We start from the raw sequence: 24969 nt of genomic DNA, 5'->3' as shown, positions 1-24969 counted from the left end.
ATAATATATGATGAGGTCACTTTACAGCGGTGTTTCTGGACTTCAGGGATTTCAACAGGAAATAGACGTTGTTAGCAACAACATTGCCAACGTGAACACGATAGGTTTTAAAGGTGCAAGGGTAACCTACGCGACGAACTTCTCTCAGATTCTCGATATGTCAAGAAGGGCGTCAGACAGCACTGGTGGTACGAACCCAAAGCAGATTGGTTACGGTATAAGGGTCGCATCGATAGACAAAATAATGAATCAAGGAAGTTTCCAGAACACAGGTAAGAAGACGGACCTTGCTATCCAAGGTGAAGGTTTCTTCATCCTTTCGAATGGTCAGAGATACTTCTACACAAGAGCTGGCAACTTTGATCTTGACTTAAACGGTACTATAGTCCAGCCGACGACTGGTTTGAAACTCCAAGGTTGGATAGCGGAAGTAGATCCGATGTCTGGCAGAAGGTTTGTTGATACAAACAAACCAATTGATAGCATCCAGATATCTTCTGGTTTGAGCATGCCAGCGAAACAAACATCTCGCATGTCACTTGCTGGAAACCTCGATGCGCGCGTCGGACCTGAAAAATTTGTGATTGCTATAAATGGTTATGGAGGCAGAACTATCAATACTAAGGTAACGTTTGAGAGGGACTTTGGAGGGCTTGAAGATACGTTTAGTGACTACCAGATTTACCAGGGTAAGATAGATGCTAATATAGACGATAAAATAGATGGAAAGATATACATGAAGTTTGACAAATTTGGCAATATTGTTAACGCCGGCGCTATAAAGCAGAAACTCACTGGTACGGCATCAAGTGGCGCCATCTCCCTAACAGATCCAATTCAACAGCAGGATGGAAATTACCTTTTCATAATCAGGGACAGCTCGGGAAAGATTGTTGATACGCTTTCGAGAAACGTTCTGAACGGTGCGGTAACTGAAGCAATCACATCTGAAAAACTCATCAACGGACAGACTTATACAGTTGAAATCGCAGCTTCAACGCAAGAGGTTGCCCCGATCGGTTTGGAATTCGATTCTTCCAACGTTGCATCAACAGTTAATGGCCAAATCACAAGAAATTATACAGTAAGGTACTACATAGAAAATTTAGATGGAACATCGACAGGCCTTTCAGCTGACATAAACTCTGCCGGTACTCAGAGCCTATCTGACGCATCTCTCGTTGCTGGAAGGCAGTACAGGATAAGGATTGAAATAAACGGAAAGACATTTGGGTCAGAAATAGTTACTGCGGTTCAAGATGGAGCTAATGGAAAAGTTTCCTTCGAATACACGCAGGGAAAATACGGTGTGGTAAGAGTGCTTAGAGACTCTGTTACGGGCGATTCGATAGGTACGTATAACGTACTGCTTACAAATGGGGATAACACAATATACGACTCAAACCTCGTGAACGGAAATTCATACATCGACGAAATTTACCAGCCATCGAAAGTTGATTTGGTGACAATCCCGGGATCTGGCGAGCCGAGGTTCTACGAAGCGGACAACCCGACGAACTTCTCTGTTGTATCGTTTAAATCACCCTTCTACACGACATCAACCCAGGTTTACGACTCTCTTGGAAATCCGTACACGCTATACATTGATTTTGTAAAACTTGCCTCCGTTTATGGTGAACATGAGAATGCCTGGGCATTTAGAATCAGAAGCGCTTCCGGTGAAAACATCAAATACCTATCTAATTATGATACGGCGACAGAAATAACAAATGGCAGCTTCGGGGTATTGAGATTCGACAAGACTGGAAGGTTGCTTGGCGTCAATTCGTTTGACCCGGCAACTGGAGAGATTTCGGAAGGCGAGAACATAGATGCAATTCTTTTCAACGCAGGTGAAAATGGTGATGGTATAGTTAAGATAAAGTTAGACCTAAACAGCATGACACAATTTGCCGCATTGGCAGATGCATTTGTAAAATCGCAAGATGGGAATGCGCAGGGTGTTCTTGAGTCGTTCTCCATATCAGAAAATGGCGACATCATAGGTTCATTCACAAACGGGCTTGTTGACGTGCTTGGAAAGGTAGCACTTGCTACATTCAACAACCCAGCTGGTTTACTTGAACTTGGCAACTCGCTGTACGGTGAAAGTGCAAACAGCGGAACGATGCGCATTGGACAACCAGGAAAAGGCGGATTTGGTTCGCTTGTCGCAGGTGCGCTTGAGATGTCTAACGTTGACCTTTCGGAAGAATTTACGAAATTGATTATTGCACAGAGAGGTTTCCAAGCGAACGCGAGAACGATAACAACAGCGGACCAAATACTCCAAGAAGTGGTGAACCTCAGAAGATAATAGTGTGAACTTCACGCGAAATTCGAGGTGAGATAATTGATAAAAGTAACTGGGATGAACGGGAAAGAGTTCTACCTCAATGCCGAATACATAGAAAAAATTGAGGCGAATCCTGACACAACGATAACGTTGTACAACGGTAGAAAGTACATCGTTCTCGAACCAGTTCAAGAAGTGGTGAACAGGATCATGGAATACAAGAAAAAAGTATTCTTACCACCTTTGGTAGGTGATGAATAGTGGACATAACTGTTATTTTAGGTGTTGTCGTTGGTTTCGGAATGATGGTTTACGGTATAATAAGTGGTCAAGGCGACTTTGCGACGTTCATTAACATACCATCTTTGGTCATTACAGTCGGTGGGGCGCTATCCTCGGCAATAACGGCAAACAAGAAAAACGTTGTTTTTGGTATAGTCAAGGTTATAATGGGTGCGATAAAAGAACCGAAGATCGATTACGTCGGAAATCTTCGTACACTCGTTTCATTCTCTGAAAAAGCGAGAAGAGAAGGTTTACTCTCACTTGAAGCGAATTTAGAAGAAATCCAGGATCCTTTCTTCAAAAAAGCTGTACAACTTGTTGTGGACGGTACAGAGCCAGAAGTATTGAGAACTATGATGGAGATTGAAATAGACATGGCCACTGCTGAGATGATGGACCAGAAAGGTTTCTTCGACTCACTCGGTACATTTGGACCGGCATTCGGTATGATCGGAACGCTCGTTGGTTTGATCCAGATGTTGAAGAGCTTGAACAGTCCTGAAACACTTGGACCGTCAATGGCAGTTGCTCTCATAACAACATTGTATGGTTCAATTCTTGCGAACATCGTTGGAATTCCAATTGCAGAAAAAATTGCAAAAAGAGCGGCAGATTTGGAATTATCTAAACGCATGATACTTGAAGGTGTAATATCCATACAAGCTGGTGAAAACCCAAGAGTGCTCGAAGAAAAGCTCAAGTCTTACTTACCAAGTGCAGAAAAAGTGAAATACGAAGCCCAGATTCAAGGGGCTGGTGCATAATGGCTAAAAAGGAAAAGTGTGTTTGCAAGTCCGTCCCTGAATGGCTCAATACATATGGCGACATGGTCACGTTGTTACTGACATTTTTCGTTTTGCTATTTGCGATGTCGAGCATAAGCCCAGGTAAGTTTCAACAGATTGTTGTGGGTTTAACATTAGCTCTGAGCGGCAACCCGCCCAGCGTATTAACAGGTGGTCAAACTGTTAGCGAAGAGGCGCTCATATCTCAAAAACCCGGCGTATACCAAGAGTTACTCAGGATTTCCGAAGAATACAAAGGAAAGGTAACAATTGAAGAGCGTGACGAGGGGACGTTCATTACATTAACAAACTTCAAGATTTTCGAAACAGGGAGTGCTAAACTCACTGCTGAGGCGAAAGAGATAATAGAGAAACTCGGAGCGGTGATACTTGAGTATACTTCGAACATAATTGAAGTTAGAGGATATGCCGACGATAGACCCACGACACCAGACTCGATATATCCATCCAACTGGCACCTTAGCAGCGCCAGAGCATCGAGTGTTGTTAACTTCATGCTCACTGAACTGAAGCAAAAAAGATACGTCTTAAGATATGCAGAGGTTCGTTCTGGACTATTTGATATAGACTACTTTTACTCGCCAGACAGGTTTGTCCCAATTGGAAGAGGCGACGTTGATGTCAACAAAGAATTGAAATCTATTAAAGCTAATTACGATTACGATATTTCAAAACTTCAAAGTGACTACGAAAGTGGTAAAATATCTACGGAAGAATATCAAACAAAACGGTCAGAACTAACGTCAAAGTATAACAGAGATGTCGAAAACACCAGAGCCAGATATCGAAAGATAGAAATAGTAATTAAACGAGAAACAAGGGGTAGTTGATAAAAGGGAGGAAGAAAAGATGCCTGAAGAAATGGAACAACAAGAGCAAGGTGGAAAAAAGAAAGGCGGGTTATTTAACATAATAAAATTAGTGGCAATTCCACTTGTCATATCTTTGGTTGTAAGTTTGGCAGTTTTCTTTGTTTTGGGATCAAATAAGCAACCAAGCCAAGAAGAACAACAACAAGCTGAGCAAGCCGCACCTACACAGATTAAAGCGGTTGTTATAACCGCTGGAAAATACCAAACCTTCATGCTTAAAGGTGGGCGTGATGTTGTTGTTGTAGACTCACTAACATTGCTTGTCGGCAGCGAGCCGTGTAGGGCAGCTGTCGGTGAGAAAAATGACGAAATAATGGATGCTTTAAGTACCATATTCTTGAGTAAAGAACGATTCGATTTAGTTACCCCGGCGGGATTAGATCTTTTGAAAAAGCAAATAAGGGAAGCTGTTAATCAAATTACGGGTTTTACTGGCGAAAAAGAGAAGTTAGGAGTACTTAATGTATATATATACATAAAAGCGATAAGTACTGTCCAGTGATGAACATCTCAAAAACTATACGACTTATCGGGAGGAAAAAACCTTGTCCGATGTTCTTAGCCAAGAGGAAATAGATAGGTTATTATCTGCGCTTTCTCAAGGAGAAGTGAATATAGAAGAAGTAAAGAAAGAGGGCGAAGAGAAAAAGGTTCGCACGTATGATTTTTTGCGTCCTCAAAAATTCTCAAAAGAGCAGATAAGAACTGTTCAGATGATTCACGAGAACTTTGCCAGAAGTGTCTCGACATATCTTTCTGGAAAATTGAGGTCGTTTACATCCGTAAACGTTGTTGGTATCGATCAGCTCACGTACGATGAATACATGAAATCCATAAGCAATCCGTCGTTCATAACGATATATACAGCACGTGAATTTGTCGGTAGCGCCATATTTAACATGAGCCTTGAGATATTCTACGGCATTCTGGATGTTCTTCTCGGAGGACCTGGAGAAGTTGCCGATGTTAAACGTGTGCCAACTGAAATAGAAACGGGAATAATCAAAAAGGAGATTGTAAATATACTTACTTCACTGTCTCAAGCCTGGATCTCCATTCACCCATTTATTCCGGTTGTCGAATCAACGGAAACCAACCCGCAGTTTGTCCAGATTGTACCGAGTAACGAGATGGTTTTGGCGATAACATTCTTCGTCAATTTTGGAAAAGTTGAAGGGTACATGAGCATCTGCTGGCCATCATCGGTTATTGAACCGATTGGTGAGAAACTCACAACGCAGAGCTGGTTTAAAATCAAGCAGAAAGAAATTACGAAAGAACATATAGATAATTTAAAAGAAAACCTGCAAAAGACAAAACTCGAAGTTATCGCTGTAATAGGTGAAACTACATTGACACTTGGTGAAGTGCTAACTTTGGAAGTTGGCGACGTCATAAGGCTTAGAGAACACTACACGGATCCAATTCGCGTTGAAATCAACGGAAGAACGAAATTCCTCGGCAAACCAGGACAGTATAAGGGGAATTATGCTGTTAAAGTTACCGAGGTAATCGAGGAAGGTGAAGAAGAATGATGGGAAACGATTTTTTGAGCCAAGAAGAATTAGACGCGCTGCTTGGACAAGTTGAAGCTCTTACAGACATAGAAAAAGACATGGTTGGCGAGGTTGGAAATATAATCCTCGGTGCCGGTGCTACTGCTTTATCGAATATATTGGGAAGAAAAGTTGATATTTCCACGCCAGAAGTTGAAGTAAAAACACTAAGAGAACTTAGAAACGAAATCAGAGGGGAAAAAGTTTGCGTTACAATTCACTTTGAAGGAAGTGTTGAAGGGCTGAATGCATTAGTTCTAGAAAAAATACTGGCTGCAGAAATAGCAGACATCATGATGGGTGGCGTCGGGCAAGTAGAAAATGAGGAACTCGATGAATTTAAATTGAGTGCGGTTGGTGAAGCGATGAATCAGATGATGGGCTCAGCCGCGACTTCACTTTCTGACATGATTAAGGAACCCGTAAGCATCACGCCACCAAATACTGAAATAATGAATTTTGACGACGAAAACATCAAATTTCCACCAATTGGAAATGAAAGTGATAAAGTTGCAAAGGCAACCTTTACCATGACGATAGAAGGACTGAAAGAAGCAAGATTTTTCATGGCAATGCCTATCCCGTTTGTCAGAAAATTGTACGATATGATCTTTGGTGCGACGCAACAACCTGAAAAATCTAAACAAAAAGTTGAAACCCAAAGACAAGCCTCAGCACAAGCTCAGACATTTGCTCAACCAAGGAGGGAACAACCAACGGTTGCTGCAAGGCCAGTGCAATTTGAAGACTTTGGAAGAGCAGAAGAGGCAGAAAAACCGCAAGTTATAGATGAAAGGTTGCAGCTGCTTTTCGATGTACCGCTCAATGTAACAGTTGAGCTTGGCAGAACAAAATTAACACTCAAAGAAGTCATGGAACTTGGAATCGGCTCACTTATCGAGCTTGATAAACTCACAGGTGAACCGGTTGACATATATGTGAATAACAAACTTATCGCACGTGGTGAGGTTGTTGTTATCGACGAAAACTTCGGCGTAAGGATAACAGAGATAGTCAGCCCAAAAGAGAGGTTGTACGGACTGAAATGAGAAATGAAAAATATGAAAAGAGCCCCTAATGGGGCTCTTTTGGTTTACGATATGAGGAAATCTTTCAACCAGTACGCAGAGTCTTTCAAAATACGTTTCTGCGTGTTGTAATCGACGTATATTATTCCGAAGCGTTTCGAATACCCATAAGCCCATTCGAAGTTATCCATCAAAGACCAGATGAAATAACCTTTCAAATTCACTCCTGCGTTTATCGCTTCCAATGCCTTCTCAAAATGTTTTTCTAAATATTCAATTCTGTAGGTATCTTTTACCTTTCCATTTTCTATCTTATCTGGTCCAGCCATTCCGTTTTCTGTTATATAAAGAGGTAATCTGTATCTTTCTTTCAGTGTGACAAGCATATCAAATAAGCCTTGCGGATAAATCTCCCAGCCCATCTCGGTCTTCGGCAAGTCGCCTTGGACGTACGAAAATCCCAACGGATTAGTTGTATCAAATACGACAAGCGTTCTCGTGTAGTAATTTACACCGAAGAAATCAATAGGAGTAGATATAATGTCCATGTCGTTTTCCATTACCTGAAGCCCTCGTTCCTGATAAACCTTGACGGCTTCTTCGGGATACTTTCCAAAGACAACAGGGTCATGGAACCAAGCGTTTACAAACTTGTCGACTAGCGAAGCTGCGAGGAAACTCTCTGGCCTTGAATCGCCGGGTTCTACTTTCATAACGACGTTAGTAAGTCCGATAGTTCCATCTTTTACCTCTTCTCTGAAAGATTGGACAGCGTGACCGTGTGATCTCAATAAATTGTGAGCTGCTACAATCGCTTCTTGAAGATTTTTATGCCCGGGAGCGTGTTCGCCGGTGAAATATCCAAGGAACGAAGAGCACCATGGCTCGTTGAGAGTTATCCAGTGTTTAACTCTATCTCCGAGTTCGTTGAACATGAAAGTCGCGTAGGCGCGGAAGTACATTGCGATGTCTGAATTTAGCCATCCGCCTTTTTCGTACAGTGCGTATGGCAAATCCCAGTGGTACAGTGTTATGAACGGGGTTATGTCATGTTCAAGCAACTCGTCGACTAACCTGTTGTAAAAATCCACACCTTTTTGGTTGATGTTTTTCCCGTCGGGCATGACTCGGGGCCACGAGATTGAAAACCTGTACGCGTCTAAACCTATCTCTTTCATTAACTGGACATCTTCTTTAAAACGATGATAGTGATCGCAGGCAACATCCCCGTTTTCACCAGTCATGATCTTGCCCGGGGTATGCGAAAAAATATCCCAAATCGAAGGACCTTTTCCATCCTCGTTTGCTGCCCCCTCTATCTGATAAGCAGCCGTTGCGGTTCCAAAAACAAAATTTTTCGGAAAATCGGATCTCTTTATCATACTTATTCCCCCCTCTGCAATATTGTATTTTGAAATATTAACTGAACCTATTATCGACAATCTTACTTGTTTGCACTGCGAGGTATGCATTAGCTACCGCAGAAAACGTTCCGAGTACCAGCACTAACGGCAACAGCACATATATCGCCCTCGAACCTATCAAGACACTCCCAACTAAGAACTGTACTAGATTATTCGTTACCATCCCGACAATGCTTAAACCAAGCACACTAAATGGTGTCAGTCTTGAGAGAACGCTCTGCACTAAAGCTGCTGTGATGCTACCAAAGAATCCCATGAAAAAACCGGGTGTAAAAATACTACCGGACAGAACAGAGCCGAGTAGTGATTTTGAAACCGCAAGCAGAACGGCATCTGAAAGCGTTGAAAATGCCGAAAGGTATAAAACAAGAAAGTTGGAAAATCCCCACTTGCCGCCCGGAACAGGAAATGGAATAACGCTCTCCACTACGTACACCACACTGCTCAGAGCCACCATTAAGGAGAAAATTACCAGCTTTCTGTGTCTATTAGATCCTTCTGGAATTTTGACTTTTCGAATTCTATTATCGTTCTGTTCGGCACGCAAATGATACTACCTCCCGGTCCAACCTTCCCAGTCTTTTCACAAATCTTATCAGGACAATCTGAATCTGTAACCCAGACCTTCTCACCGTCGAAATGAAGCGTTGTTACATACTTGCCGCTCTTATTGTAAATCTTCCACTCGCCAGGCTTGGAAAACTTATACACCTCTTCACCGCTAATTCGAACAACAACACTTTTGGAAAAACCAACTGACTTTTCCGCATACTTTGAAAACATATATCCAGTGGTTGAAAAGATTAATAGCATAGCGATTATCAAAAAATCTGTTTTTGAGAAAAACGGTCTGCTGCGGCTCTTTGTTCTCAAGCTACCATCCTTCCGTTGATTAAAACATGTTCTACGAAATTCTCCTGCCACATGTATGGTATGTCCAAAAACTCGCTGGTCTTCCAAATAACCAAATCGGCTGGATAGTTTGGTGCAATCAGTCCAGATTTGTAACCAACCACGTATGCAGAATTAACAGTATACGCGTTCAATACTTCCTCAGGCTCCATCCTCAAGAACCTTATCGCAAGGTGCATCACGAAACTTGGCATATATATCGGCGATGACCCTGGGTTGAAATCTGATCCCAGAGCTATACCGGCACCTGCACTGATTAAATCTCTTGCCGGCGCATAGCTCTCACCGAGATAGAAACTCGTTGAAGGCATAAGCGTAGCAACTGTGTCTGAATTCGAGAGCACATATATATCTTCGCTGCCTATCTTCAAAACATGGTCAACGCTAACAGCTCCGACTTTAACACCGAGCTTCGTGGCTCCGACATTCTCTATCTCGTCTGCATGTAATCTTATTTTCAAACCAACTGACTTCGCGTACAAAAGAAAATCTTCGATTTCATCTGGCAGAAACACGTCTTTATCGCAGAATGCATCAACGCTTTCAGCAAGCGAATTTTCTTTTATGTACTTTAACAACGCTTTCATTTCGTCTATATATTCATCGATAGGTATATTCTTTGGTCTTGCGTGCAATCCTAAGAAAGTTCCTGACAATTTGTTAGGCACAACATCTCTCAACAATTTTATCGCTTTTAACTGCTTTATCTCATTTTCCTTATCAAGCCCGTATCCGCTCTTGCACTCTATACCAACAACCCCGTGTTCAGTGAATTTTCTTACAAAATCCTTGGAAATTTCAACAAGTACTTCGAGGCTTGCATTTTTAACAAGAGAAGACGTGTAGTGGATCCCTCCGCCGGCTTGAAGAATCTCCATGTATGTCTTTCCCCTTGAGCGCATGTAGAACTCCTTCGAGCGTGAACCAACGAACGGAATATGCGTATGCGCATCGAAAAGACCAGGGGTTACAAGGTTGGCTTTCACATCTGCAGACTTGTGCTTTCGAATATCCGCGATCACGCCATCTTCGATAACTATATCACTATCGAAGAACTCCGAAATCTTCATCATATTATTTCCTCTAACTGGACCGGGCGATGAAGGGGTTAGAATTCGCTCGGCATGTATTACAAACATGCTATTCATACTTAATCTCTCCTATTTTCAAGAGCAGACTAAACAATTTCTTGAAAGCTCTACTTCTATGGGAAATAACATTCTTAACCTCTTCCCCCAACTCTCCGAATGTCTTATCGTACCCGTTTGGTATGAAAATAGGGTCGTATCCAAAACCTTTATCTCCGCGTATCTCATATGCTATCGTACCCTCTACGTAACCCTCAACGGAAAGAAGAAAATTTGTTTCAGGATTAAAATATGTGGCGCTACAAACAAACCTTGCGTGCCTGTCGTCGTAATTTCTCATCAGTTGTAGAATACTCTCCATTTTCTCAGTATAGGGTGCACCTTCCATGTATCGTGCACTCATCACGCCGGGAAAACCGCCGAGTACATCTATTGAAAGCCCGGAGTCATCAGCTATCACTGGCTTGCGTATTTCCTTTCCGTAATCAAGCGCCTTTATAATGGAATTCTCTGTAAAAGTCTCCCCTGTTTCTTCAACATCGAGCTCTGTGTTGATAGGTTCCAACGTTACAAACTCAGGTGCTATCTGCTTGATTTCAAGAACCTTATGTGCGTTTTTCGATGCTACGTAGATTATCATGAAGCCTCTTCCCCCATCTTCGCAGAATTCAAAATCTTTTTCAAGTAAAGCCCAGTCCAAGAATTCTGGACTTTCGCGACCTCTTCGGGCGTGCCTGACGCTACTAAATAGCCGCCAGCATCTCCACCCTCAGGTCCGAGGTCGATTATATAATCAGCAGACTTTATTACGTCAAGATTATGCTCGATAACAATTACGGTGTTTCCTTTATCAACGAGCCTATTTAGAACCTCAATGAGCCTTTTGACATCTTCAAAGTGTAGCCCAACTGTTGGTTCGTCCAATATATAAAGCGTTCTTCCAGTCGCTTTCTTCCTCAACTCAGAAGCGAGCTTAACGCGCTGCGCCTCACCACCGGAGAGAGTTGTAGCAGGCTGTCCGAGTTTGATATATCCGAGTCCCACATCATAAAGCACCTGTAGTGTGTCTTTTATTGTGGGTATGTTCTTGAAGAACTCGAGTGCCTCTTCGACTGTCATATCGAGGACATCTGCGATGTTCTTTCCCTTATACGTGACCTCAAGTGTTTCCGAATTGTATCTTTTGCCTTTACAAACTTCACATTCAACGTAAACTTCGGGCAGGAACATCATCTCGATCTTCACAACGCCCTGACCTGTACAAGCCTCGCACCTGCCACCTTTAACGTTGAAACTGAACCGTCCTTTATCGTATCCTCTTGCTTTTGCCTCTGGTGTCATCGCGAAAAGCTCTCTTATAGCGTCGAAAACCTTCGTGTATGTTGCTGGGTTGCTGCGAGGGGTTCTGCCGATTGGCGACTGGTCTATCGCAATAATCTTATCTATATTCTCGAGCCCTTCTATCCTGTCGTGTTCTCCAACCTCGTGCCTTGTCCTGTGGAGCTTATTGGAGATTGCTGGGTAAAGCGTATCGATTATCAAAGAGCTCTTCCCAGAACCGCTCACCCCAGTCACGCAGATGAAAGTTCCGAGCGGGAACTCGACGGTCAAATCTTTCAAATTGTTGTGCCTTGCCCCTACTATGCGTATGTGATTACCGTTTCCTCTCCGCCTTTCCTTTGGAACCTCTATCTTCAACCTTCCAGAAAGATACTTGCCGGTCAACGAACTTTCACTCTTCAATATCTCCGTGACAGGACCTTGGAACACGACATTTCCGCCGTTCACACCAGCTCTCGGACCTATGTCGACAATATAGTCTGCACTCTCTATTACTTCCTCATCGTGCTCCACAACTATAACCGTGTTGCCAAGGTCCCGCAATTCTTTAAGCATTGAAATCAATTTACTATTATCTCTTTGATGCAACCCGATTGTTGGTTCGTCCAAAACGTATATCACTCCGGTTAACTTTGAGCCTATCTGTGTCGCGAGCCTTATCCTCTGCGCCTCACCACCTGAAAGAGTTCTCACATTTCTCGAAAGACTAAGATACCCAAGTCCTACGCGTTCAAGGAAATCAAGGCGCTTTTCGATTTCTTGTAATAGTTCCCTTATTGCCTCATACTGCTTTGGCGTAATTTTTTCAGGCAGATTCCTGATTATTTTTAGCTCTTTTGATATCGGCAGTTCGGTGAAATCGATAATGCTTAAGTTATCGATTGTAACGCTCAACGCTTCCCTTCTAAGCCTTTTGCCTTTGCACGTCTGGCAAGTGCGCTCAACGAAGAAATTGTCAACGATCCACTCGCGCATCTCTTCAGATGTGTACTCTTCATACCTCTCTTTAACAAGTCTAACGATTCCTTCGAAATATTCAGTGCCGTAAAGCACAGCCTCTTTAACCTCTAATGGCTGTTCAAAGAAGGGTTTATCCACATTTCCGCCGTATTCTCTGACGATGCGTTCCAGCCTTCTGGGTAGCCATCCATCAGCTTTGTGGCCGATCCTCAAACCCTGAATGATTGGAAGTTCCTCTTCGAATAGAGAATCCTCATCGACCTCAAGCTTAAAACCGAGCCCGTGACAGTCAGGACACGCTCCGTATGGAGCGTTAAAAGAAAAGAGCTTTGGATTGATCTCCGGCATCGAAAATCCGCAAGAAAGACATGAAAGTTTCTCAGAATACAGATGCTCATCGCTTTCGGATCTAACCAAAACAAAGCCATTTCCCTCTTTTAACGCAAGCTCGATCGATTGAAATAGCCTATGTGTGTCTTCTCCTGAAACTTCAATTCTATCTATCACAAGACTCACATTGTGCCTGACGTTTTTATTGAGCTCGGGTACCTCCTCGAGCCTGTAAACTTGCCCGTCTACCTCTACGCGTGTGAACCCTCTGTTGAGGAAGCTTTCGAATTCTTCCTTAAAAGTCCCCTTCTTTTCTCGAGCGATTGGAGACAGTATCAGCACTCTCTTGCCTTGAAAATGCTTAACAACATGCGAAACTATCTCATCAACAGACATCTTTTGAAGCTCACTACCGCAATTTGGACAATGAGGTACTCCAATTTGTGCGTAGAGTACCCTCAGATAATCGTATATCTCTGTTACGGTTCCAACTGTCGACCTCGGGTTGTGAGATACGCTCTTTTGGTCTATCGCAATTGTTGGAGAAAGCCCTTCAATGCTATCAACGTCTGGCTTTTTCAATTCGCCTATGAACTGCCTCGCGTACGTTGATAGACTCTCCAAATATCGCCTTTGTCCTTCTATAAAGATGGTATCCATTGCCAAAGAGCTCTTGCCAGAACCGGAAAGCCCGGTAATTACAACGAGCTTGTTCTTTGGAATCACAACATCTATATTCTTTAAATTGTGTACTCTTGCACCCTTAACTATCAATTTATCCATCTACTATCTTCTAAACCTCCTTGAAAGTGCCGAACCCAGCATTAACAATATTAAAATACCGAATAGCAGTACTTCTACACTTAGAGCTACCAATTTTCTTTGCACATCATCGGTTGAAAGATAACCGTACGCACGGGCTTGGAACGGGAAAAACCAAGTGATCGCTGCTATCACGAACATTATGACCAATGTTAAAAAGATCGTTCGAAAAGTATTCCATGTATCGTCAAGTTCGCTTTCAAACCTTTCGAGCTTGTTGTTCAACTGCTCGATTTCCTTTTCATACCTTTCGATGTGTTCTTCAAATTTTCCAATTGATTCCAGAAGTTTCTTTTCAATCTCTTCACGTTCCATACAGCTCCCCCCAGTAAGAGCTTATGAATATTATTTAATGTTGACTATAGCGCTAACAGTCAAGAAGTAAATCAATATACCCCCAAGGTCTGCGATTGTGGTAATCAGTGGACCTGCCATAACTGCTGGGTCTATCCTCATGAGCCTTCCAAGAAACGGCAACATAGCTCCGATAACGTTAGCAAAGATTATGACGAGCAATATCGATATACCAGCTGAGAGATTAACTAAGAGATTATTTGAAATCAAAAGACCTCGAACGAACAAAACGACACCCAAGACACCGCCTATAATTAAGCCGATTATGAGTTCCCTCACAAAAACCTTGAACCAATCTTTCAGATCGACATCTCCAAGCGTCATGCTTCTTATAATGAGCGTACTACTTTGACTACCAGCATTTCCGCCAGCATCTACCATCGTGGTCATGAACGCGGCGATGATAGGTATCGCAGCCAAAACACTCTCGAATTTGTGGATAATAAAAGCGCTTACGCTCTGCAGTAGTAACAATCCAATCAGCCACGGTAGCCTGTTCTTAATAAACACTAATATTGGCGTGTGAAAATAAGATGTTTGAATAGCGCTCATACCGGCCATCTTGTGAATATCCTCAGTTGCTTCTTCATCTATGATGTCAACTATATCGTCGACTGTTACGATACCCACAAGCCTCAAATCGTTATCGACGACAGCTATTGCGTTGAGGTCGTATTTTTTCATAATTGTTGCAACCTCTTCTTGGTCTGTTGTCGTCTTGACATAAACGGGATCCGGCGAGTAGATTTCTTCGATCGGAGTATCTGGATCACTAAAGATCAAATCCTCAAGCTGGAGAGTCCCAAGCAGAGTTCTATCCTCTTCGACCACGAAAATAGTGTAAATAGTCTCAGCATCTTTTCCAAACTTGCGCACCTTAGTCAGAGCCTCTTCGACTGTCATCGTCTTTGTCACGTACACAAAATAAGGCGACATCAAACGCCCTGCGGAATTTTCAGGGTAATTCAGTACTTCTATTGTCTGTTCCCTCTCGCTCTTTGGCAAGAAAGAAAGCAGTTTAGTAACAACATCAGCGGGCAACTCGTCTAACAAGTCGGCTCTATCGGCGGGATCCATGTTCTTAAAGAGGGACTTAATCTCGTCGTCGGTGAGCATTCTGATAAGTTCAATTTGTTCATCGGGCTCAAGTTTGGAAAAGACCTCCGCTGCTAACTCTTTGTGAAGTAAGCGGAAGACAATCGCCTTTTCCGATGTCTGCAGTTCTTCTATCATCTCGTAAACTACATTGGCGTCCTGGTCTTCCAGTAGCATCTTGAGGGTGCGAAAATCGCCGCGTTCGATGAGTTTCCTGAGGTCTACCTGTAGTTTGACCTTCATCGTGAGTACCTCCTCCTTATAGATTTGTTGGTTTATGGTGGCTTGTTACTGGAATAACTCGGATATTCCACAGAGAATCACCTTCCTTCATATACAGTTTTTTTGCGGTTATAAAGCTGTTCTGGTGGTCAAACAAATGGAAGAATTATTGCAACTTAATTATATCAAAATAATGCTTTACTTAGAACTTTTTATCAATGAATTTTCTGTAAACAAATGTATAATTTTGTGGACATCTACAACATAATTCCGACATCCAACTATTTCAGTGACAATAAGTGAAAAAAATCGAAGATATGTTATAATATATCAAGAACTGAGTTGCAATTTGAGAAAATCGCAAATGGAGGGAAAGCAGATGAAGGAGTATAGACCGCAAGAGATAGAAGGAAAATGGCAGAAAGTATGGGAGGAAAAGAAAGTTTTCGACACGCCTCAGTATTCTGATAAACCCAAGTATTATGCCCTTGTCATGTTCCCTTATCCGTCCGGAACATTACACGTAGGACATGTCAAGAACTACGTAATTGGCGACATCGTTGCGAGGTACAAGAGAATGCAAGGTTACAACGTCCTACATCCGTTTGGCTACGACGCATTTGGACTTCCAGCAGAAAACGCAGCGATCGCACATAAAATTCACCCGAAAAAATGGACACTCGATAATATAAAGGTAATACGAGGGCAGATAAAGAAACTTGGAATTACGTATGACTGGAATAGAGAAGTTATTACATGTACGGAAGATTACTACAAATGGACGCAGTGGGTATTTCTGAAGCTTTACGAAGCAGGACTTGCTTACAAGAAACCCGGCGCAGTTAACTGGTGCCCGAGCTGTCAAACAGTGCTTGCGAATGAACAAGTAAAAGATGGAAAATGTGAAAGATGTGGCACGACAGTGACGATGAAGTATCTTGAGCAGTGGTATTTCAAAATTACTGACTATGCCGAAAAACTGCTTGAAGGACTCGACAGGTTACCAGGCTGGCCCGAACACGTAAAGACGATGCAAAGAAACTGGATAGGCAAGAGCACCGGGGCGGAAGTGGATTTCCCAGTCGATGGGCTTGATAAGAAGATAAGGATATTCACAACAAGACCCGACACGATATATGGTGTTACATTCATGGCTATAGCTCCTGAATCGCCGCTCGTGCTTGAACTTGTTACAGAAGACAAGAAAAAAGAGGTCGAAGAATTCTTGGCTAAAGTTGCGCTCGAAGACAGGTTCAAGAGAACGAGCCTTGAAGCCAAAAAGGAAGGCGTATTCCTTGGAAGATATGCCATAAACCCACTCAACGGCGAGAAAATACCGATCTACGTAGCCAATTACATACTCTACGAATACGGAACTGGTGCGATAATGGCAGTCCCTGCACACGACCAGAGGGATTTCGATTTTGCTAAGACGTACGGCTTACCGATTAAGCAGGTTATAAAACCGAAAGATGGGGAATGGAACGTAGAAGAAAAACCGTACGAAGAAGAAGGCATAATGGTTAACAGCGGTCCATTCGACGGATTGGAAAGCACGAAAGGAATTGAAGAAGTAAGTAAATACATAGAAGAAAAAGGCTATGGAAAAAGAAGCGTACAATACAAACTCAGAGACTGGCTCATCTCAAGGCAGAGATACTGGGGAGCACCAATTCCGGTTGTCTATTGTGAAAAATGTGGAATCGTTCCTGTGCCGGAAAAAGACTTGCCGGTGAAACTGCCTGAAAACGTAGAATTCTTGCCAACGGGTCAATCACCACTCACGCTCAGCGAAGAATTCAAACACACAACATGTCCGAAATGTGGGGGACCTGCGCACAGAGAAGTTGAAACGATGGATACGTTCGTAGACAGCTCATGGTACTACCTGAGATACGTGAATCCGAAAGACGACGACAAACCATTTGACACCAAAGACGTCAACTACTGGCTGCCGGTTGACCAGTACATCGGCGGAGTTGAACATGCTGTTCTTCACCTGCTCTACTCTCGTTTCATCACGAAAGTACTCTATGATCTCGGATACGTTGGATTCGACGAACCGTTTAAGAACCTCTTCACGCAGGGAATGATATACAAAGATGGATGGAAGATGAGTAAATCTAAAGGCAACGTTGTTTCGCCTGACGAAATGATCGAAAAGTACGGAACAGATACGCTGAGGATGTACATACTCTTTATGGCTCCACCGGAAAAAGACGCAGAATGGAATGATGCTGGTATAGAAGGCGTACACAGATTTATAAAACGTTTGTGGAATAACTACTACAAAATGATTGAATTAATTAACTCTGAAGGTGCTGGAACAAAAGAATTCGGCAAAGAGGAAAAGAGCCTGAGAAGAAAACTCCACGCGATGATAAAGAAGATAAGAGAAGACATAGAAGGCGGATTCAAGTTCAACACGGCGATTGCAGGATTGATGGAGTTCAACAACCAGCTCTCTGATTACCTTGAAAAGACTGCAACACCGAACAAAGAACTTCTCAGAGAGATTACAGAAAAATTGGCACTAATACTCTCCCCATTCGCACCGCACATGGCAGAGGAGATGTGGCACGATATTGGAAAAGAGTCGCTTATCGTGGAGGAAAGATGGCCTGAATACGATCCGAGCGCACTGAAGGAAGAAGAGATAACCGTTGTCGTTCAGGTGAATGGAAAAGTAAGAGGCAAAGTAGTTGTACCAGCCGATGCGAATGAAGAAGAGATAAAACAGATGGCTATTGAAAGTGCGAAAAAACAACTCGAAGGAAAACAAATCGTAAATACGTTCTACGTTCCTGGCAAGCTGGTGAATATAGTTATAAAATAAGAAAGATTCAAATTCAGGTGGATATCGAAAGGGGGATAACGGATGAAGAAACTCCTGCTAGTTGTTGTTTTCACAACAATCGTTTTAAGTAGCATATCTTTAGCTCAGCAAGACGTGGTGGCAATAGTAAATGGAAGAAACGTAACGATGGACGAATGGAACAGGGAAGCGAACATCCAAAAACTCTTAATGGAAATCCAGAGTTCGAACGAAATATTCTACAGTGTGCTGACAACATCACAAGAGGGTTTAGTTCTCCTCGAAAGGTACAAGCTGAAAGTACTCGATACACTTATAAAAAAGATACTCTTCATACAATTTGCTGAAAGCTTGAAAGTACAGCCCGATGAAAAAACGGTAAAAGCGGACGTAGAAAACGAAATAAAGAAATTACTAACTGACCTAAAAATGACAGAACAGCAGTTCAACGACTACCTCATGCAGTTCGGCATGGGAACTTTGAGCGATTACAGGCAGAAACTATATTTCCAAAGAACGTACGCACTCAGCCTTGCGAATGTTTATGCTCTCTATTTGAAAGATATCGCAGTCACAGACGATGAAATCAAGGCGTATTATGATAAGAACAAAGACAAATACACCGTAAGCACGCAGTACGACTTAGTAGTGTTTAAGACAAAAGACAAAGCCTTAGCTGATTCGATAAGGCAAGAGCTTGTTAAAAAAACTGCGGTTGAAGAGATCAGCAAAAAATACAACATAACTGTGACAGTGAATGGAATGGTAAGTCAGAACGATACGACGAAGCTACCGCAAGCACTCTGGATCTACGTGAACAGCGCAATAAAAGGTACGGCACTACCAGTCCAGCAAGTTTCAGGCGAGTACTATGTTATCCAAGTGCGCGACATAAAAGTTGGAGGAACCAAATCGCTGGATCAGGTCAAGGAAGAAATCAAGAATGCTCTACTCAGCCAAAAACAGGAGCAGGCTAAACAAAAAGTATTGACCGATTTTGATGCATTCAGCAAGAAAGCGAAGATAGATATCCTTTATAAGAGCAGTATCGTAAAGAACTGAGTGGTGGAAATACGCCTGGTAAATATCTGGGGAAGCGTGGATGGGAACTGGGACTGGTAAGAATATCTTAGAAGCACAAGTGTTGAGAAATGAAATTAAGAGGAGACTAATAAAGCATCTTATAAGTATCTTCGCAGTCTTTTTTGTCGGGACTATTTACTACTGGGTTTTTGAAGATCTTTCATTTCTCGACGCACTGTTCTTTACGGGCATAACTATATCTACAGTTGGATACGGAATGCCCGACACGATCTCAAGTACCGGAAGAATATTTACGTTGTTTCTAATCTTAGCTGGGTTATCCGTTGTTCTGTACAGTGTTTCTTACATTACAGCACTTTTGGTAGAAGGCGAACTAACGCAACTTTTTAAGGTGAGGCGAACTGAGAAAAGGGTGTCGAAGATGAATAATCATATTATCGTTGTTGGAATCGGAAACATAGGAACTCAGGTAGTGAATCAGCTTTTGCGTTTCAAAGAAGATGTAGTTGGCATCGATGCGAATATCACGGAAAAAGAAATTCGAGAAAGACTAATCGAAGATGGTTCAAAGCTTGTATTCATAAACGGCGATGCAACGAATGAGAATGTATTGCTGAAAGCTGGCATAAAACAAGCACGTGCGCTGATTACAACACTACCTGACGACGCATTAAACATCTTTGTCACGCTAACTGCGAAGAACATGAACCCAAATATATACGTGGTATCTAATATAAGCAATATAAACAATTTAACAAAGTTCATATACGCAGGTGTTGACCATCCGATTGCAACCGCAGAGATTGCGGGAGTGAAAATGGTTGAGACAATCATATTAAGAAAACAACGGGAAAACGTCCTTGACGTTTTGAACATACGAGATAAGAGATTCAGAGTGGAGATAGTGGACGTCAGTTCTACAAACCTCGAAGGCAAGCGGATAGAAGAATTACGGCTCAAAGAAAAATATAACGTGTACATAGTTGCGTTGTTAAAAGGTGAAGAATTCGTACTTGGACCTTCGAAAAACGAGATAATCTGCAAAGATTGCAAACTCATTGCATTTGGAGAAGAAGAAGGTCTGAGCAGATTTAGAAACGACTTTTTGCAAGCAAAATAAAGTAATCAGAAAACATAGACAGGAGGGACAAAAATGAAGCTGAAGACGATGACGATGGAATGGACTGGTGACACGTTAGTTTTAATTGACCAAAGGAGGCTTCCGTTCGAAGAAGTTTACGTCACATGCGCTGACTATAGAGCAGTTGCACTCGCGATAAAAGAAATGGTTGTGCGCGGAGCTCCAGCGATAGGAGCAACAGCTGCGTTTGGCTACGTTTTAGGGGCTAAGGAAATTACAAGAAAAACATACAATTACGAACAAGCTGTCCTTCAGATGAAAAGCGTCAAAGAAACGCTTGCTAAGACCAGACCGACAGCTGTTAACCTCTTCTGGGCACTCGACAGAATGGAAAAAAGGCTAATTGAACATGGAAAGTTCGAAGGACTCTCAAAAGCACTTGAAGACGAAGCGATTAAGATAGCAAAAGAAGATATAGAGACGAACAAGGCGATAGGTAGGCACGGTGCTGCACTCTTGGAAGATGGCTTCACAGTTTTGACACACTGTAATGCAGGTGCGCTTGCAACCGTTGACTATGGTACAGCTCTTGGCGTGCTGCGTGCTGCGAAAGAACAGGGCAAAAGAATAAAAGTCTATGCTGATGAAACAAGACCTTACCTGCAAGGTGCGAGATTGACAGCTTGGGAACTTATGAAAGACGGTTTCGACGTGACACTGATCAGCGACAACATGGCAGGATGGGTAATGAAGCAGGGCAAAATAAACGCCGTAATAGTCGGTGCCGACAGGATTGCGGCAAACGGAGATGTCGCCAACAAAATAGGCACTTACATGGTTGCTGTGCTTGCCAAAAAGCACGGAATCCCGTTCTATGTTGCAGCACCATTGAGCACGATAGATTTATCTATTAAGAGTGGAAAAGAAATACCGATAGAAGAAAGATCACACGAAGAAGTCGCAACATGCGGTGGAAAGAGAATTGCACCGAATAACGTTAACATATACAACCCTGCTTTCGATGTTACCGAACACGAGCTCGTAACTGCTATAATCACTGAAAAAGGCGTGGTGTATCCACCTTACGAAGAGAACCTTAAAAAACTTTTTGAGGAGTGAACAATATGGTAGACCTTAAGCTTTTAAGAAAATCACCGGAGATATTCTACGAAGCGCTGAACAAAAGAAATTACTCAACCGAACTAATTGACAAGATAGTTGAACTTGACAAAGAATGGAGGAATTATGTAAATCTTGTGAACAATCTCAAGGCAAAGAGAAATGAATTATCAAAGAGTGTTGCAAAATTGAAAGCCGAAGGCAAAAACGAAGAAGCGAACGAAATAATCGCCGAGAGCAAGAAACTTGGCGATGAAATTGCGCTCCACGAGGCAAAACAAAAAGAACTCGAAGAAGAGATGTACAAACTCGCTCTATATATACCGAACGTACCGCACGAAAGTGTCGTAGTAGGAAAAGATGAGATGGAAAATGTCGAAGTTCGCAGATGGGGAGAACCGAGAAAGTTCGATTTTGAACCGAAAGCCCACTGGGACTTGGGACCAGAACTCGGTATGCTCGACTTTGACAGAGGCGCGAAATTGAGCGGTTCGAGATTCACGGTTATGTTCGGCGCAATCGCAAGGCTTGAAAGAGCGATTGCACAATTCATGCTCGACACGCATGCAAAGAATGGATACATAGAAGTTAACGTTCCACATCTTGTGAAACGAGAGACCATAACAGCAACAGGTCAGCTTCCAAAATTCGCGGAAGAACTTTACACATGTGAAAAAGACGACCTCTTCTTGATACCAACTGCCGAAGTCTCGCTCGCTGCGCTCCACATAGACGAGATATTGGAAGAAAATCAACTTCCAAAGAAATATACGGCATTTACTCCATGTTATAGAAGAGAAGCGGGAAGCTATGGAAAGGATGTAAGGGGACTAATAAGACAACACCAGTTTGAGAAAGTTGAACTCGTATGGTACACGACACCAGAGAGGTCCTTCGACGACCTTGAACAACTCACACGCGATGCCGAGACAATACTCCAGCTCCTCGGACTGCCATACAGAGTGGTCATGCTCTGCACGGGTGACCTCGGCTTTGCAGCTGCGAAGACGTACGACATAGAAGTTTGGCTGCCGTCTTACAATGCCTACAAAGAAATATCTTCGTGCAGCAACGACACAGACTTCCAAGCGAGAAGAGGAAACATGCGTTACAGAACCAAAGATGGAAAGATGAACTACGTTCACACGCTGAACGGTTCAGGTCTTGCTATCGGAAGGACATTGGTAGCGATTATGGAAAACTATCAAAATCCTGATGGAACAATAACCGTTCCCGAAGTCTTGAGACCGTACATGGGAACGGACATAATTAGACCGATGTGATGAAGTGCACTGCAAAGGGAGATAAGTCAAATAATGGCAAAAATGGAAGAGAACCTGATACAAAAAATTAGGGAAATGAGCTACGAAGAATTGGAGAAATTTGCCGATGAAATACGAAGATACATGATAGAAGTGACTTCCGCAAACGGAGGTCACTTGGCTTCCAATCTTGGTACAGTTGAATTGACACTCGCACTTTATAGGATCTTCGACCCGTACAAAGACTACATCATCTGGGATACTGGCCACCAAGCGTACACGCACAAATTATTGACAGGCCGATGGAACGAGTTCAAAACACTAAGAACTTACGGTGGCATATCAGGATTCACGAACATATTCGAATCTCCAGTTGACAGATTCGGAGCAGGTCATGTGGGTACGTCTATCTCAGCTGCGCTTGGAATAGAGAAAGCTTTAAAACTGAAAGGTGAAAAGGCTAACGTTGTTGTGGTTATTGGTGATGGCGCATTAACAAGCGGGCAAGCCTTGGAAGCTTTGAATCAAGTAAAAGCTCAGCATTCAAAGATAAAAATCATACTCAACAGCAACGGGATGAGCATTTCAAAAAACGTTGGTGGCCTTTCGATGCTCCTCGAATCGCTCAGAACGAGCAAAATTTACGTTACGATTAAAGAAAGAATTAAGCACGGAATGAGCGAAAATGTAGAATTTGAGCTGAGAAAAATAAGAGAAGCACTCAAAGTAGCACTTGTAGGCGAAGATTTCTTTGAATCGCTCGGATTAAAACATTTCGGTCCTGTTGATGGTCACGATATAAAATCGCTCGAAGAAGCGTTCAAGCAAATCAAAGACTATCCATACCCGACAGTCTTGACAGTATTCACGATCAAGGGGAAGGGTTATCCGCACTCTGAGGAAAACCCGACGAAGTACCACGGTGTTGAAAAGTTTGATCCCGACTCTGGGGTTTTCGAAAAGCCGCAAGCTGCGTATTCGTACAGTGAGCTTTTTGGCAAAATTCTAACAAAGATAGCTGAGAAAGATGACAAAATAATAGCACTCACCGCAGCAATGCCAGACGGAACAGGCTTGACACAATTTGCCAAACAATTTCCCGAAAGATTCATCGATCTCGGTATAACAGAACAATCTGTTGTGACGTACGCAGGTGGTCTTGCAACAATGGGTTACAAGCCCGTTGTTGCAATATATTCAACGTTCTTGCAGAGAGCATATGACCAAATAATTCACGACATCGCCTTGCAGAACCTGAACGTTATTTTTGCAATAGACAGGGCAGGATTAGTGGGAACAGATGGACCTACGCACCACGGAGTTTTTGACATAGCATACTTGAGACCTATTCCAAACGTGAAAATATTAACGCCGCTCAGCGGACAAGATTTGGCAAACACACTCTACACCATACTTACAAACAGTAGCGAATACACTGGACCGATCGCGATCAGGTACCCGAGGGATACAGAATTTGGCAATTTGGACGAAATCTGTGGTAAAATAGAGAAGATAAATCCATTTAGCTGGCAGATTCTGAACGAAGGAAAAGACATTGCGCTACTTGTCGTAGGAACTCTTGCAGAAAAGTACTTGGAAATTTCTAAAAGGAACAACTGGACATTGATAGGAGTGAGAAGTGTTAAGCCGCTTGATGAACAACTTCTAAGGCATATAATATCGACACACAGCCATATTTTCACAGTGGAAGAAGGAAGCCTCAGTGGCGGTTTTGGAGAAAGTGTTTCCAAATACTTGAATTGCCAGGCTGAAATTTCAAATAAGCCGTATATATACAACATTGGAATACCGGACGAATTTATAACGCATGGACCAAGGGGAAAATTGCTCGAATTGGTAGGACTTGACAGTAGTAGTGTTGAGAGAAGAGTTAGAGAGATAACAAAAGTGAAGGGAGTGATTGTATGAAGTTTCAAACTCAATATGGAGAGATTGAGATTACAGTAAATGCAATTAGAAAACTTGTCTACCTTGCTGTCCTCGAAACGTACGGACCAATTAGCATTGGTTCGGATAACTGGTTCAACAGGTGGTTTTCTTCTGATGAAGGAAAGATAAGAGTCGAAGAAGATGAATACGGACACCTAAAAATTGATATATTCGTCGAAGTGGAATATGGCACGAAAGTCACCGAGGTTGGCAAAAACATAGAAGAAAACGTGGTGCACAAACTCAAAGCCTTTGCAAACTGTGAAAACGCAGAAGTTGACGTGCACATAATTGGCGTTAGATGAAA

Annotated in this window: 22 protein-coding genes; 14 read left to right on the top strand and 8 right to left on the bottom strand. The window is 42.6% G+C overall.

The window, feature by feature from the left end; translation table 11 throughout:
* Positions 1 to 7: 7 nt before the first annotated feature.
* The 7 genes from BUA11_RS00980 to fliY are packed head-to-tail and all read left to right on the top strand — an operon-like array spanning position 8 to position 6864.
* Complete coding sequence (locus BUA11_RS00980) at positions 8 to 2317, top strand: flagellar hook-basal body complex protein (RefSeq protein ID WP_072757375.1); 2310 nt, start codon at positions 8 to 10, stop codon at positions 2315 to 2317.
* A 36-nt stretch (positions 2318 to 2353) separates the two neighbouring features.
* Positions 2354 to 2557 (top strand): flagellar FlbD family protein, encoded by a 204-nt coding sequence (locus tag BUA11_RS00975; protein WP_072757373.1) that lies wholly within the window; start codon positions 2354 to 2356, stop codon positions 2555 to 2557.
* Positions 2557 to 3345: a motility protein A gene (locus tag BUA11_RS00970; RefSeq protein WP_072757371.1), complete on the top strand. Its 789-nt coding sequence runs from the start codon at positions 2557 to 2559 to the stop codon at positions 3343 to 3345. Before BUA11_RS00975 ends, BUA11_RS00970 begins: the two co-directional genes overlap by 1 nt.
* Entirely contained in the window at positions 3345 to 4217 is an 873-nt protein-coding gene (locus BUA11_RS00965) for an OmpA/MotB family protein (protein ID WP_072757369.1), read from the top strand. The genes BUA11_RS00970 and BUA11_RS00965 overlap by 1 nt, the downstream gene beginning before the upstream one ends.
* A gap of 19 nt (positions 4218 to 4236) precedes the next feature.
* The gene (locus tag BUA11_RS00960; RefSeq protein ID WP_072757367.1) at positions 4237 to 4761 is read left to right on the top strand and encodes a flagellar basal body-associated FliL family protein; all 525 of its coding nucleotides are present in this window, start codon (positions 4237 to 4239) and stop codon (positions 4759 to 4761) included.
* A gap of 43 nt (positions 4762 to 4804) precedes the next feature.
* A complete protein-coding gene (gene fliM / locus BUA11_RS00955; protein ID WP_072757365.1) occupies positions 4805 to 5794 on the top strand; it encodes a flagellar motor switch protein FliM in 990 nt (329 codons plus the stop codon).
* Positions 5791 to 6864, top strand: coding sequence for a flagellar motor switch phosphatase FliY (fliY, locus tag BUA11_RS00950; protein ID WP_072757363.1), 1074 nt, complete (start codon positions 5791 to 5793; stop codon positions 6862 to 6864). Before fliM ends, fliY begins: the two co-directional genes overlap by 4 nt.
* Before the next feature lie 44 nt (positions 6865 to 6908).
* Here the strand turns inward: fliY and BUA11_RS00945 are convergent, their stop codons facing one another.
* From BUA11_RS00945 to mgtE, 8 genes are read right to left on the bottom strand one after another with little or no spacing between them, the layout of a single operon-like run.
* On the bottom strand, positions 6909 to 8222 hold the full coding sequence (locus BUA11_RS00945) for a GH1 family beta-glucosidase (protein ID WP_084634305.1): 1314 nt from the start codon (positions 8220 to 8222) through the stop codon (positions 6909 to 6911).
* 40 nt (positions 8223 to 8262) lie between these two features.
* A complete protein-coding gene (locus BUA11_RS00940; protein ID WP_072757360.1) occupies positions 8263 to 8724 on the bottom strand; it encodes a Gx transporter family protein in 462 nt (153 codons plus the stop codon).
* 11 nt (positions 8725 to 8735) lie between these two features.
* The gene (locus BUA11_RS00935) at positions 8736 to 9140 is read right to left on the bottom strand and encodes a NusG domain II-containing protein (RefSeq protein ID WP_245789413.1); all 405 of its coding nucleotides are present in this window, start codon (positions 9138 to 9140) and stop codon (positions 8736 to 8738) included.
* Positions 9137 to 10327 carry an imidazolonepropionase gene (gene hutI / locus BUA11_RS00930; RefSeq protein WP_245789411.1) on the bottom strand — a complete coding sequence of 397 codons (1191 nt, stop codon included), beginning with the start codon at positions 10325 to 10327 and terminating at the stop codon, positions 9137 to 9139. The genes BUA11_RS00935 and hutI overlap by 4 nt, the downstream gene beginning before the upstream one ends.
* The gene (rdgB, locus tag BUA11_RS00925; RefSeq protein WP_072757359.1) at positions 10320 to 10907 is read right to left on the bottom strand and encodes an RdgB/HAM1 family non-canonical purine NTP pyrophosphatase; all 588 of its coding nucleotides are present in this window, start codon (positions 10905 to 10907) and stop codon (positions 10320 to 10322) included. Before rdgB ends, hutI begins: the two co-directional genes overlap by 8 nt.
* Complete coding sequence (gene uvrA, locus BUA11_RS00920; RefSeq protein ID WP_072757357.1) at positions 10904 to 13681, bottom strand: excinuclease ABC subunit UvrA; 2778 nt, start codon at positions 13679 to 13681, stop codon at positions 10904 to 10906. Before uvrA ends, rdgB begins: the two co-directional genes overlap by 4 nt.
* Before the next feature lie 3 nt (positions 13682 to 13684).
* Positions 13685 to 14035: a hypothetical protein gene (locus tag BUA11_RS00915; protein ID WP_072757355.1), complete on the bottom strand. Its 351-nt coding sequence runs from the start codon at positions 14033 to 14035 to the stop codon at positions 13685 to 13687.
* Between the two features lie 30 nt (positions 14036 to 14065).
* Entirely contained in the window at positions 14066 to 15412 is a 1347-nt protein-coding gene (gene mgtE / locus BUA11_RS00910; RefSeq protein ID WP_072757352.1) for a magnesium transporter, read from the bottom strand.
* Between the two features lie 358 nt (positions 15413 to 15770).
* Here mgtE and leuS point away from each other — a divergent pair, with 358 nt between their 5' ends.
* Genes leuS through BUA11_RS00875 form a run of 7 tightly spaced genes read left to right on the top strand, consistent with a single transcriptional unit; the run spans position 15771 to position 24967 of the window.
* On the top strand, positions 15771 to 18227 hold the full coding sequence (gene leuS, locus BUA11_RS00905; protein WP_072757350.1) for a leucine--tRNA ligase: 2457 nt from the start codon (positions 15771 to 15773) through the stop codon (positions 18225 to 18227).
* A gap of 42 nt (positions 18228 to 18269) precedes the next feature.
* Positions 18270 to 19268, top strand: a complete 999-nt coding sequence (locus BUA11_RS00900; RefSeq protein ID WP_072757348.1) for a peptidyl-prolyl cis-trans isomerase — start codon at positions 18270 to 18272, stop codon at positions 19266 to 19268.
* A gap of 40 nt (positions 19269 to 19308) precedes the next feature.
* Positions 19309 to 20370 (top strand): potassium channel family protein, encoded by a 1062-nt coding sequence (locus BUA11_RS00895; RefSeq protein ID WP_084634285.1) that lies wholly within the window; start codon positions 19309 to 19311, stop codon positions 20368 to 20370.
* Positions 20371 to 20403: 33 nt separating this feature from the next.
* Entirely contained in the window at positions 20404 to 21450 is a 1047-nt protein-coding gene (gene mtnA / locus BUA11_RS00890) for an S-methyl-5-thioribose-1-phosphate isomerase (RefSeq protein WP_072757346.1), read from the top strand.
* A gap of 5 nt (positions 21451 to 21455) precedes the next feature.
* Complete coding sequence (serS, locus tag BUA11_RS00885; RefSeq protein ID WP_072757344.1) at positions 21456 to 22733, top strand: serine--tRNA ligase; 1278 nt, start codon at positions 21456 to 21458, stop codon at positions 22731 to 22733.
* A gap of 42 nt (positions 22734 to 22775) precedes the next feature.
* Positions 22776 to 24641, top strand: coding sequence for a 1-deoxy-D-xylulose-5-phosphate synthase (gene dxs, locus BUA11_RS00880; RefSeq protein ID WP_072757844.1), 1866 nt, complete (start codon positions 22776 to 22778; stop codon positions 24639 to 24641).
* Entirely contained in the window at positions 24638 to 24967 is a 330-nt protein-coding gene (locus tag BUA11_RS00875) for an Asp23/Gls24 family envelope stress response protein (protein ID WP_072757342.1), read from the top strand. The genes dxs and BUA11_RS00875 overlap by 4 nt, the downstream gene beginning before the upstream one ends.
* Positions 24968 to 24969 lie beyond the last annotated feature (2 nt).

The sequence above is a fragment of the Fervidobacterium gondwanense DSM 13020 genome, from assembly GCF_900143265.1.
GTDB classification, from domain to species: Bacteria; Thermotogota; Thermotogae; order Thermotogales; family Fervidobacteriaceae; genus Fervidobacterium; species Fervidobacterium gondwanense.
Note: the sequence above shows the minus strand (reverse complement) of the source record. Positions and strands in the feature narration are given on the sequence as shown.